This window comes from Winogradskyella ursingii (assembly GCF_013403975.1).
Lineage (GTDB): Bacteria > Bacteroidota > Bacteroidia > Flavobacteriales > Flavobacteriaceae > Winogradskyella > Winogradskyella ursingii.
The window spans coordinates 183,841-195,914 of the sequence record NZ_JABFDH010000001.1; the positions used below are offsets into that span (position 1 = coordinate 183,841).

The 12,074-nt window shown below is 37.2% G+C and carries 10 protein-coding genes and 1 tRNA gene; 8 read left to right on the top strand and 3 right to left on the bottom strand.

Annotation, left to right across the window (positions count from 1 at the left end; all coding sequences use genetic code 11):
* Positions 1-181: 181 nt before the first annotated feature.
* The 8 genes from dnaE to HM983_RS00905 all read left to right on the top strand — a co-directional run bounded on the left by dnaE (position 182) and on the right by HM983_RS00905 (position 9,801).
* On the top strand, positions 182-4,567 hold the full coding sequence (dnaE, locus tag HM983_RS00870) for a DNA polymerase III subunit alpha (RefSeq protein ID WP_179343351.1): 4,386 nt from the start codon (positions 182-184) through the stop codon (positions 4,565-4,567).
* Between the two features lie 159 nt (positions 4,568-4,726).
* On the top strand, positions 4,727-5,044 hold the full coding sequence (gene trxA / locus HM983_RS00875; protein ID WP_179343352.1) for a thioredoxin: 318 nt from the start codon (positions 4,727-4,729) through the stop codon (positions 5,042-5,044).
* Between the two features lie 247 nt (positions 5,045-5,291).
* Entirely contained in the window at positions 5,292-6,221 is a 930-nt protein-coding gene (locus tag HM983_RS00880; protein ID WP_179343353.1) for a DUF58 domain-containing protein, read from the top strand.
* A 74-nt stretch (positions 6,222-6,295) separates the two neighbouring features.
* Positions 6,296-6,369 (top strand) — tRNA-Asp (locus HM983_RS00885).
* A gap of 230 nt (positions 6,370-6,599) precedes the next feature.
* Positions 6,600-7,820, top strand: a complete 1,221-nt coding sequence (locus HM983_RS00890) for a site-specific integrase (RefSeq protein ID WP_179343354.1) — start codon at positions 6,600-6,602, stop codon at positions 7,818-7,820.
* A 295-nt stretch (positions 7,821-8,115) separates the two neighbouring features.
* Complete coding sequence (locus HM983_RS00895; RefSeq protein WP_179343355.1) at positions 8,116-8,400, top strand: helix-turn-helix domain-containing protein; 285 nt, start codon at positions 8,116-8,118, stop codon at positions 8,398-8,400.
* 2 nt (positions 8,401-8,402) lie between these two features.
* Positions 8,403-9,155 (top strand): hypothetical protein, encoded by a 753-nt coding sequence (locus HM983_RS00900; RefSeq protein WP_179343356.1) that lies wholly within the window; start codon positions 8,403-8,405, stop codon positions 9,153-9,155.
* Complete coding sequence (locus tag HM983_RS00905) at positions 9,139-9,801, top strand: ATPase (RefSeq protein ID WP_179343358.1); 663 nt, start codon at positions 9,139-9,141, stop codon at positions 9,799-9,801. The genes HM983_RS00900 and HM983_RS00905 overlap by 17 nt, the downstream gene beginning before the upstream one ends.
* A gap of 1 nt (position 9,802) precedes the next feature.
* Here HM983_RS00905 and HM983_RS00910 read toward each other — a convergent pair whose 3' ends face one another.
* Genes HM983_RS00910 through HM983_RS00920 form a run of 3 tightly spaced genes read right to left on the bottom strand, consistent with a single transcriptional unit; the run spans position 9,803 to position 11,590 of the window.
* Entirely contained in the window at positions 9,803-10,612 is an 810-nt protein-coding gene (locus HM983_RS00910) for an ImmA/IrrE family metallo-endopeptidase (protein ID WP_179343359.1), read from the bottom strand.
* Entirely contained in the window at positions 10,599-11,000 is a 402-nt protein-coding gene (locus HM983_RS00915; RefSeq protein ID WP_179343361.1) for a hypothetical protein, read from the bottom strand. The genes HM983_RS00910 and HM983_RS00915 overlap by 14 nt, the downstream gene beginning before the upstream one ends.
* A complete protein-coding gene (locus tag HM983_RS00920; RefSeq protein ID WP_179343363.1) occupies positions 10,997-11,590 on the bottom strand; it encodes a hypothetical protein in 594 nt (197 codons plus the stop codon). The genes HM983_RS00915 and HM983_RS00920 overlap by 4 nt, the downstream gene beginning before the upstream one ends.
* Positions 11,591-12,074 lie beyond the last annotated feature (484 nt).

Genomic DNA, 12,074 nt, shown 5'->3' on the forward strand with positions numbered 1-12,074 from the left:
TAGTCGAGAAACTTCGAAAAGAACAGATTTACAGAGAAAAATTTACTTTCAAAACATTACGACTATGCTCAACGTTACAGTTTAGGTTTTCAGAGCACTCCGTTTCCACTTTGCGACTTAGCTCCCAATAACTATCGGGATTGCAAGAGAACATTTAATGACAAACAATTCAATACAAAGAATGTATTTAATATTCGACACCGAAACCACAGGATTACCAAAGCGTTGGGACGCACCAATTACAGACACGGACAATTGGCCACGATGCATACAAATTGCTTGGCAATTGCACGACGCTATGGGCAATTGTATAGACCATCAAGATTATTTGGTACAGCCAGACGGTTTCAACATTCCTTATGATGCTGAGAAAATTCATGGTATTTCTACCGAACTGGCTCAAGAACAGGGAGTGTCACTCTCCGAGGTGTTAGAGAAATTCAACGAAGCGTTATCTAGAACCAAATTTGTAGTCGGTCAAAATGTAAAGTTCGACTTAAATATTATGGGAGCGGAATTTGTGCGAGAAGAAGTCGCTAATCCACTTCAGGAACTTCCAGTGTTAGACACTTGTACCGAACATACGGCAGAATTATGTAAGATAGCCGGTGGTCGTTACGGTAAATTTAAGCTTCCAACGCTAACGGAACTGCATCAATTTTTATTTAATAAACCATTTGCTGAAGCGCACAACGCCACAGCCGATGTTGAGGCTACAACGCGATGCTTTTTGGAACTGATTCGCCGCCAGGAATACACCACAGAACAACTCGATGTCCAGCCTGATTATTTCGAGAAGTTTTCAAAAGAAAATCCGTCTGAAATTCAGTTGATAGGCCTAAAACACATTAACCTTAAAAAGGCGAGTGCAAAGATAAACGCCAGACTGCAGAAAGAACAGATACAAGCCGTTCCTACTAAAGTTAACAAGGAAGCTGCCAAGCAATTAGCTGATGTAGATTTTGTGCATTTACATAACCATTCGCAGTTTTCGATCTTGCAATCGACGATTAGCATTAAGGATTTGGTCAATGCTGCGGCAAAAGAAAATATGCCAGCCGTTGCGTTAACCGATCATGGCAATATGATGGGGGCATTTCATTTTGTAAGTGCCGTTTCCAATCATAACAAAAGTATAAAAGCGAAGCACCAAGAAGCTGAGGAAAATGGAGAAGCAAAAACAGGGCAACTCATAAAGCCAATCATCGGTTGTGAGTTTTTTGTGTGCGAAAACCACGAGGACAAAACACGAAAAGACAATGGTTACCAAATTGTGCTTTTGGCTAAAAATAAAAAGGGGTATCATAACTTAGCAAAACTTTCTTCGGCTGCTTTTACGGATGGCTTCTATTACGTACCTCGAATTGATAAAAAACTAATCGAAAAATACAAAGAAGATTTAATCTGTCTCACTGGAAATCTGTATGGTGAAGTTCCTAGTAAAGTATTGAATGTAGGTGAAAACCAAGCCGAAGAAGCTTTGATTTGGTGGAAAGATACCTTTCAAGATGATTTGTATATCGAGCTCATGCGTCACGATCAGGAAGATGAAAACCGTGTAAACCCTGTTTTGATTCAATTTGCGCAAAAGCACGATGTAAAGCTTGTTGCTACAAACAACACCTACTATGTAGAACAAGAAAATGCTAACGCGCATGATATTTTACTCTGTGTAAAAGATGGAGAAAAGCAAGCGACTCCGATTGGTCGAGGGCGAGGTTACCGATATGGACTTCCAAATCAGGAATATTACTTTAAATCATCCGAAGAAATGAAAGCATTGTTTCGAGATGTTCCTGAAGCGATTGTCAACATTCAAGACGTGGTTGATAAGATTGAACCTTTTGAATTAGCACGAGATGTTTTGTTGCCTGCTTTCGATATTCCTGATGAGTTTAAATTTGAAGAAGACGAAGCCGATGGTGGCAAACGAGGAGAAAACGCCTATCTAAAACACCTCACTTACGAAGGTGCAAAAAAGCGTTATGGCGAAATTACGGATGATATAAAAGAACGCCTCGATTTTGAATTGAGTGTTATTGAAAATACTGGCTATCCAGGTTACTTTTTGATTGTTGAAGACTTTATCCGGGAAGCCCGAAACATGGATGTTTCTGTTGGTCCTGGTCGTGGTTCGGCAGCTGGTTCGGTGGTTGCATATTGTTTATGGATTACTAATATAGACCCGATTAAGTACGATTTGCTTTTTGAGCGTTTTCTCAATCCAGATCGTGTGAGTATGCCTGATATTGATATTGATTTTGACGATGAAGGTCGTGGTCGGGTTATGCAATACGTAATTGACAAATACGGATCCAATCAAGTGGCACAAATTATCACTTACGGAACAATGGCAGCAAAATCCTCAATAAGAGATACAGCGCGTGTGCTGGATTTACCATTAGGTGATGCGGATAGGATTGCTAAATTAATTCCTACAATGTCCAAACTCGGTAAGATTTTTGGTCTGGATGAAAAGCAATTGGCAAAAAAATTCCGTTCCGAGGATTTAGAAAAAGTAAACGAATTGCTGAATATTTCAGACGGTGAAGATTTACAAGCCGAAACCGTTAACCAAGCACGTATTTTGGAAGGTTCTGTTAGAAATACAGGAATTCATGCCTGTGGTGTTATAATTACACCAGGCGATATTACTAATTATGTGCCAGTTTCCGTAGCAAAGGATTCTGATTTGTATGTGACACAATTTGATAACTCTGTGGTGGAAAGTGCAGGGTTGTTAAAAATGGATTTCTTGGGATTAAAAACGCTGACTTTAATCAAAGACACGGTGAAAATCGTAAAAGCAAAACACGATATTACGCTTGACCCAGAGAATTTTCCGCTCGATGATGAAAAAACCTACGAGTTATTCCAGCGTGGTGAAACAGTTGGTGTGTTTCAATATGAATCGCCTGGCATGCAAAAACACATGAAGAATCTGAAGCCAACGGTTTTTGATGATTTAATTGCAATGAACGCTCTCTACCGCCCAGGTCCTATGGAATATATTCCAAGCTTTATTGCGCGTAAGCATGGTGATGAAGAGATTGTTTACGATTTGCCAGAAATGGAAGAATACCTTAAGGAAACGTACGGCATTACGGTTTACCAAGAGCAAGTGATGCTGTTATCTCAAAAATTAGCTGATTTCACAAAAGGTGAAGCTGATGTTTTGAGAAAAGCGATGGGTAAAAAACAGATTGCGGTTTTGGATAAAATGAAACCAAAATTCATTGAACAAGCTGGTGCAAAAGGACTTGACAAAGATAAATTGGAAAAAATATGGAAAGATTGGGAAGCCTTTGCGAGTTATGCCTTTAACAAATCGCACTCAACATGTTATGCATGGATTGCCTACCAAACAGCCTATTTAAAAGCCCATTATCCAGCAGAATATATGGCTGCGGTACTGTCCAATAACATGAACGACATAAAATCCGTAACCTTCTTTATGGAAGAATGTAAAAGGATGCGCTTACCGGTTTTAGGACCAAGTGTAAATGAGAGTTACTATAAATTTTCGGTGAACAAAGACAATGCAGTTCGTTTTGGAATGGGAGCCATAAAAGGAGTAGGACATGGAGCCGTAAAAACCATTGTCGAAAACCGAAAAGAAAATGGGAATTACAAGTCTATTTTCGATTTGGCAAAGCGCATTGATTTACGAGCAGCTAACAAAAAAGCTTTTGAAGGATTGGCTAATGCAGGTGGATTTGATTGTTGGCCGAACACACATCGCGCACAATATTTTGCACATGACGGTGATGGTATTACATTTTTGGAAAAAGCTGTAAAATATGGTGCCAAGCATCAGGAAAATGAAAATTCAGCGCAAGTGAGTTTATTTGGTGAAGCGAGTGATGTGCAAATTGCAGAGCCTGTGGTGCCACCATGCGAAGATTGGGGAACGATGGAAAAATTATCTCGTGAAAAGGAGGTGGTTGGAATTTATATTTCGGGTCATCCGTTGGATGATTTTCAAATTGAAATGAAGAGTTTTTGCAACGGCACTATTGCGCATTTTAATAATTTGGAAGCTATCGTCAATCGTGAAATTACCTTTGGTGGTGTGGTTACCGACGTACAGCATCGCGTAAGCAAACAGGGCAGAGGTTGGGCATTATTCACTATTGAAGATTATACCGATAGTTTTGAGTTTAGAATTTTCGGTGAGGACTATCTCAAGTTCAGACATTTCTTTGTGGTAAACTCATTTGTATATGTGAGAGCATACATTAAAGAGGGTTGGGTAAATAGAGACACAGGGAAAAAAGGTGATCCGAGGATTCAGTTTAATAATTTTCAACTATTGCATGACGTAATGGAAACCTATGCGAAAAAACTATCGATACAATTGAATATTAGGGATTTGGAAAAAGATACAATTTCCATTTTGTACGATTTAATAAAAATTCACGAAGGCAGTAAAACTTTAAATTTTGTAGTGTACGACAATGCTGAAAAAATAAAAGTGCAGATGCCAAGCCGTAAGAATAAGGTAAAAATTTCGCAAGAATTATTGAACGAGTTAAAAGAGCATGATGTACGGTATAAGTTAAATTGATAAATCTTTTTTCACCGAGTTTGTAGAAATGCTGTGGTTGGGCCGAGATTAAATCCGTCAATATGGCAATAAACAAATCAAATACTGCCATTGTAAGGTTTGGCAGAATTTTTGACTAATTTTGTGTAAATGAAGTAGAATACAATAAAACTAAATATTATGGCATTAGAAATAACAGATGCAACTTTTGAAGAAACAGTATTAAAGAGCGATAAGCCAGTAATGGTAGATTTTTGGGCAGCATGGTGCGGACCTTGCCGTATGGTTGGGCCAATTATTGACGAAATTAGCACGGAATACGACGGAAAAGCCGTTGTGGGTAAGATTGATGTCGATGCAAACCAAGAATTTGCTGCTAAATATGGTGTTAGAAATATTCCAACCGTATTGATTTTTAAGGACGGTGAAGTTGTTGGTCGTCAAGTTGGTGTAGCACCTAAAAATGCATACGCTGAAGCGATTGATGCACTTTTATAATCAATAATTAGAGTAAGCTCTAAAAGAAATGATAAAAGGTTTGCCATTATGGTGAACCTTTTTTAGTTTCAACTCTATTTTAAATTAAGATATTCTGTCATTTCGAGCATTGTCGAGAAATCTCACTTTTTAGTAAGATTGTATTTCTAATATGCTTTATGCGACAAATAATAAACTATAAATACAAGTTGCTAATTGCTTCCCGAATCTGTTCTGAACGCAGTCGAAGTAAGAAGGCTAAGATGAGATGGACATACAACAAGAACTCAACAAAGCAGGAGGTTTTAAAAACCTAGAATTACTCGCAAGGCAAGTCGTCGAGGGTTTTATCGCTGGTATGCACAAAAGTCCATTTCATGGATTTTCAGCAGAATTTGCTGAACATAAAATTTACAATCAAGGAGAAAGTACAAAACATATTGATTGGAAACTCTATGCTAAGACAGACCGTTTATACACAAAGCGTTATGATGAGGAAACTAATCTGCGTTGTCATATTATCTTAGACAATAGTAGCTCAATGCATTATCCCGATTCTGCGGGAACTTCTATCGATAACCTTAATAAAATTGCATTTTCGGCTTTGGCAAGTGCGTCGTTGATGCACATCCTAAAAAAACAACGTGATGCTGTTGGTTTGAGTATCTACAGCGACACGTATGATTTTTATTCACCTGAAAAAGGAAGTGAACGCCATCATAGAATGTTGTTGAACCAACTAAGTGAAGCTGTAGTATCTAAACCTGAAACATCAACCACTGAAACATACAAGTATTTGCACCAGATTGCTGAGAAAATTCATCGTAGATCATTGATTTTTGTATTTACAGATATGTTTCAAACTTCAGAGGATGATGAAAAGCTATTTGAAGCACTGCGGCATTTAAAGCATAATAAACATGAGGTGGTTCTGTTTCATGTGTTCGATAAAGAAAAAGAATTGACTTTCAATTTTGATAATAGACCAAAACGTTTTATTGACGTTGAGACAGGCGAATACATCAACTTATATGCAGATAATATCAAGGACAATTACGAAAAAGCTGTTAAAGAGTATTTTGAAAACTTGAAGTTGAAATGCGGCCAATATCGAATTAAGTACGTCGAAGCCAATATTAATGCAGGTTTTAATCACATACTCACTACATATATGATTGAGCGTCAAAAGATGCTTTAAAAAATAATTTTTTTAGCAATTTTTGTTTGCTGAATTAAAAATGCAACGTATATTTGCCCTCGCAATTAAGCAACGGTCTGGTAGTTCAGTTGGTTAGAATGTCGCCCTGTCACGGCGAAGGTCGCGGGTTCGAGTCCCGTCCAGACCGCTTAATGGGAAATCAAAATCCCTCAAAACCTTGTAAATCTTATGATTTACAAGGTTTTATAATTTTAAGGCATTCATAGAATTTGATATGATTTGCTTTTAAAAGGTCACAAATCGTCAACATATCTTTTCTTATTGCAAAAATGTTGACAGATTAATGTAACTTACTCATAATTGGTATAGTTGATTTGACTTTCGTCCATCAATGTTTAATCATTAAAGACGACAACTATGCGTACTTCATCAACATTTTCAATCCTGTTCTGGATATATGCTGCCCGTGCAGTAAATAACCAGACAAACCTCTATCTACGAATCACTTTAAATGGTCAACGTGTCAACATTAGCCTCAAAAGAAAGGTCAATGTATCAACGTGGAATGCAAAAACACAAAGAGCGAACGGTTCTGGTAAAGTTACTTGCGTACTAAACAATTACCTCAATGAAATCCAATCGGAAATCTATAGGACTTATGAGCAACTAAAATCAGAAAATATTCCTTTTACCTCCCAAACCATTAAAGAGCGGTTTTTGGGCGAATCGAAAACTTCCTACTCTTTTTTGGACCTTATTGCCTACTACAACGAAAAGATGCAACATAAACTACACAGAAATACCCTTGGTCAGTATAAAACAAGTCAACGGTATATGACCTCTTTTATTAAAAAGGAATTCAAAAAGAACGATATCACCTTGTCTGACTTAAACTATGGATTTATTATAGGTTTTGAAAACTTTCTCAGGTCGTACATTCCAAAGGCTGGACAACCCAAAATCGGGAACAATACAGCTATGAAGCACATCAAACGTCTTCGCAGAATGGTCACCTTGGCCTATAGAATGGAATGGTTGGACAGAGACCCTTTTGTGAACTTCAAAATGAAGATTGAAAAGAAAGAACGCGAGTTTCTTACGCAAGATGAACTTGTAAGGATTATGGACTTAAGCTCTTCTATAGAACGTTTGGTTGTTGTCAGAGATTTGTTTGTTTTCAGTTGCTATACTGGCATATCATATATTGATATTGCAGGGCTTACCGAATCCAACGTCAAGAAGGGTATTGATGGCAACCCTTGGATTATGGCAGATAGAGTCAAGACGGGTACTCCATTTAAAATTCCCTTACTTCAACAGGCAGCCCAGCTTATAGAAAAATACAGAGAAAGTCCAAGAACTTACCAAACTGGAAAGCTTTTACCTAACCTGTCCAATCAGAAACTAAATAGTTACCTCAAAGAAATAGCCGACCTATGTGATATACATAAAAACCTGACCTTTCATATGGCAAGACATACCTTTGCGACAACGGTGACCCTGAGCAATGGTGTTCCTATTGAAACAGTTTCAAAATTATTAGGGCATACGAAACTTAGCACTACTCAAATTTATGCCCGGGTTATAGAGAAAAAAGTAAGTGAAGATATGGGGAAATTACAATCAATATTAGGTTAATTTATTTTCAATTAGACCCTTATCGAAAACACCCAAGTTGGTACCAACTTGGGTGTTTTAGTTTTTAATGAAAATTGATAGAATTTAAAAGGAAGAAAGTCTTAAAAGGTAATATAAATTCACTCAAAACTGAGCAAATATCAAGATGTTAAAATTTCACTCAACTTGGGATAGGGTTGTGAACAAAACTCAATAAACCTATTCAAATTTGTAGAACGAAAGTCAAATCAGGTTAAGGGCTATCAATAAAAAAGTTGAATCATATGATAGTCCTTTTCTTTAAAACCGTTCTATTATGCCAACAAGTATTATTACCACAGACGACCTTCGGGAATTCAAAATTGAATTGCTCGATGATATCAAAAAACTACTTACCAGACAAGCCAGCGGAAAGCTCAAAAAATACCTCAAATCTTCTGAGGTTATGGACTTATTGCAGGTCAGTCCTGGCACATTGCAGAATCTTCGCATAAATGGCACAATACCCTACACCAAAGTTGGTGGTATCATTTATTACGATACCGAGGAAATCCAAAAGGTAATGGATGCAAACCGTGTGCAGAACAAGTTCGACCTCTAACGATGAACTATATAAAGCTACTCAATGCGGCTTTTGAATCGTTCTATTTTGATGACCGCCTAAATCCTACCCATATCAGTCTGTATATGGCGCTGTTCCAAGAATGGAACAGCTGCCGTTTTATGGATGAATTCTACGTAAACCGACGAGATGTAATGCGTTGTGCAAAAATAGGTTCAAAGTCCACGTACCATAGATGTATCGTGGAATTGGATTCGTGGCAATATCTCTCGTATTTTCCTTCTAACAATCCATACAAAGGCAGCAAAATTAAGATGGCCATTATTGGAACAAGTAATGAGCCAGTTGTGGGACAATACAATCCCATATTAGAAAAACTTGCGGAACAGTACCATCCCAGAAGTGTACCGCTTGAGGGACACCACCATCCCAAAAATGGACAGGTTGTGAACCTACACCGTCCCGAAGATGGACAAGCATTGGTATCTGAAACAAACAATATCAAACAGGAAAACTATATAAAACAGCCAAAGGGCTGGCAGGCCGTTTTTGTTTTTTTTGAAGAAAAAGGTTTTGATGCTGATGAAGCAAAAAAATTCTTTGAGCATTACCAAACCAGAAATTGGCAAACTGGCGATGGAAAAGAAATCAGGGATTGGCGAGCCGTAGCCATCAACTGGATGGACAGAACCGAAATATTTGACGAGGAAAACAAGCTAAACAAAAAACAAGCGTCCCAAATCAAGGACAACTTACGAACCACTAAAAATAAAGACTATGGACAACCCCTCTAAAATAACCGAAGGTGGCGTAGAATATTCGCTAGGAAAATTTGATGGCAAAAGTGTCCTCTACGATTTTCCAAAAATTTTAATTTACCTGAATGCCAAAGGGAAACTGCTTTTCGGCAAAAACTTCAGGATTTATGATGAGGATAAGGACATTTTGCTGAAGCTCTGTTCCTACTTTATCAAGGATAAAGATAATTGTGAAACTTATTGCATTGACATTGACAAAGGCATTCTACTTTCCGGACCAGTTGGCTGCGGCAAAACCAGTTTGATGAAATTGCTACGTCATTTAGTTCCGTTGCAACGTCCTTACGAAATGATTCCCTGCCGGAACGTGACTTTCAGTTTTAACTATTTAGGCTTTAAAACCGTCGAAGAATATGGTAACACCAAATTTTATTGTTTTGATGATTTGGGTGTTGAACCTGCTGGCAGGTTTTACGGAAAGGATTTGAACGTGATGGGCGAAGTATTGCTATCTCGATACGAGCTCTATCTTACTACCAAACGCAAAATCAAAACCCACGCCACCACTAACCTCAATGCTGAGGAATTGGAAGAACGTTATGGTAATCGAGTTCGTAGCCGGATGCGAGAACTTTTTAATTTAATTGCTTTTGATACTGGTGCTGGTGATAAAAGGAAGTGATTTACTCTTCCCAAACAACGCTTAATACGGAATTATGTGCATTAGAAATAATGCCGTATTCAAAGAATTTGTAATCATTATCGTCTTCCCAATTCTTTAAATCGAACCAAGTAGATTTCCAAATTTGTTGCTTTGATTGGTGTTTAGAATATATCTTATCCTTTTCAAAGAATTCCATAGCAACGGAATCTTCTGGTGGTTCAAGTTTTGTTCTATCGACAATAAAATGAGGATAGCCTTCTGGCCGTTTCCAATAACTTACCGACTTGTTGTGAGAGTGAAAAAGACAAATTGGTTGGTCGCCCAACTCAAAATATTTAAAGGTTATGGATGTTATGCTTGTTTTGAAAAACGTAGCTAAATCCCTGAGCAATTGTGGCGAAAAATTTTTGCCTTTTTGTTTCTCAAAGAAAAGATGACTTGGCATTAATAATTCTGACGCAAATTGATTGGCTTCGTATTCCACACGTCCATTTTTGGCTTGTTTTTCCTTATTGTTAAACCAAGAAGTAGTAGCTTCAGTATCGTTATGGATATCAATACCTTTGTGAAGTATAAAATGCCCTATTTCGTGGGCTAAAGTAAATCGCTTTCGTTGCTCAAATTCTATGTTCTGGTTTATTTCAATTACGGTATGCTTTTTACCAAATATTATTCGCCCATCAGAATTTAGCAAAGGTTTCTCGATAACAGTTGCACCAAGACCGCTTGCAAATAATTCTAAAGGAAAATCCAAAAGGCTTTCAAAACCATTCTTTTCCAATAAATCTCTTGCAGCAGCAGAACCTTTGTTATATCTATGATTCTTCATTATCTAATTCGTCCATTAAGTCAACCAAATTTTTGCCTTTAATGATTTCCTTTATTTCTTCTGGCGTCAACTTGTCTAAGTTTCTAAACTGTACGGACATTTGTTTTGTTTCCACTAAATTTATGAGAGTGGCAATTGGTTTCTCTATATTTCTATTGATTGCATCTTGAAACTTTTCCACAATCCTATCAAGCAAGGCTTGATGGTTTTCTTGGGTTACTATAGCGGTTTGCGTAAACTTCAAACGCTTCAAAAAATTGGATATTTCTGCACTTTCCTTGGCGACATCCACACCCTCTTCCTCTAAGGATTTTTTTATCAATTCTATATCGGAATTCAGATAAAATTCTGTAATTCCCTTATCTATTTTATTTTTTAAATTGCTCATTTTACTTGACTGTTTAGTTTGCTTTTTCTTCTTTCAAGCCTTTTTAAGGCGCTGTAAACTTCGGTGGTTTCCACTTCCAAGAAACCTGCTATATCGCTTGGTTTGTAAATGTCCTCACACCAACATTCAAATATTAGCATCTCTAAGTCCGATGCCCCTGAGTCTTTAAGTAATGTAACATAGTTTTCTTTTAGTTTTTTGTTGTCAATCTCATTAAACGATAGGTCGTCTTGGCCAACTTCCTCTGAAAAAACGGGTATATCGAGGATGTAGGATTCTTCTGAACCGTCCTCTTCTTCGGGTGGTTTTCGTCTTTTTACTTTTTCGTGATACGCACTAATCTCACTTTTCAGAACACCGAAAAGGAAATTCTCAAAATCACACTTGTCTTTATCCCATTTCCTTATATCGTTAAGCGCTTTCTGAAAAACGTTGAATACAAAATCCAATTTTTGTTGTCCATCGTGATTATCGTTATAGTCGCCAAGTTTTTTCTTGGCAAAGGCTCTCATTCTTAAGACGAGGCTATTTAATTGGTCAACGGTGTAGCTGCTAAACACATCGGCCACCTCTTTGCTCAATTTATCCATATAGATTGGTGTTCTGATAATAATATGCTTGCGGATTGAAAAAATTTGCCATCGAGTGGCAAAAAAGATAAAGAAGCAAGCATATAAGATTGAAGGCACAATATAAAAAAATTGATGTTACAAAGGCTTTTAATTAAAAAGCATAAAAAATGAGCGGAAATCCACAGCTCTGAATGGATATTGTTTAATCTTAAAATTCATTTTTATGAATAGTATTAATTTCTCTAAAGGGAAACTTAGTTTATGCCACAAGAATAATTGTGTAAATGTTAAAGGTGATGTAGCTAAAGCCATTGTCTTTGGTATTGCAACCCTTGTTGTTATACGTGGCATTGCTTCTATGTTAGAGCAATCTAATTAGAGGCTTCATTATGGTAGTTTTTTTAAGAAAAGACTACCATAATTAAAATTGAAAAAACAGCCAATTTGTCATCATTGATATTTATACCAGATTGGCGCAGAATTTGTAAATAAAATGTTAAAA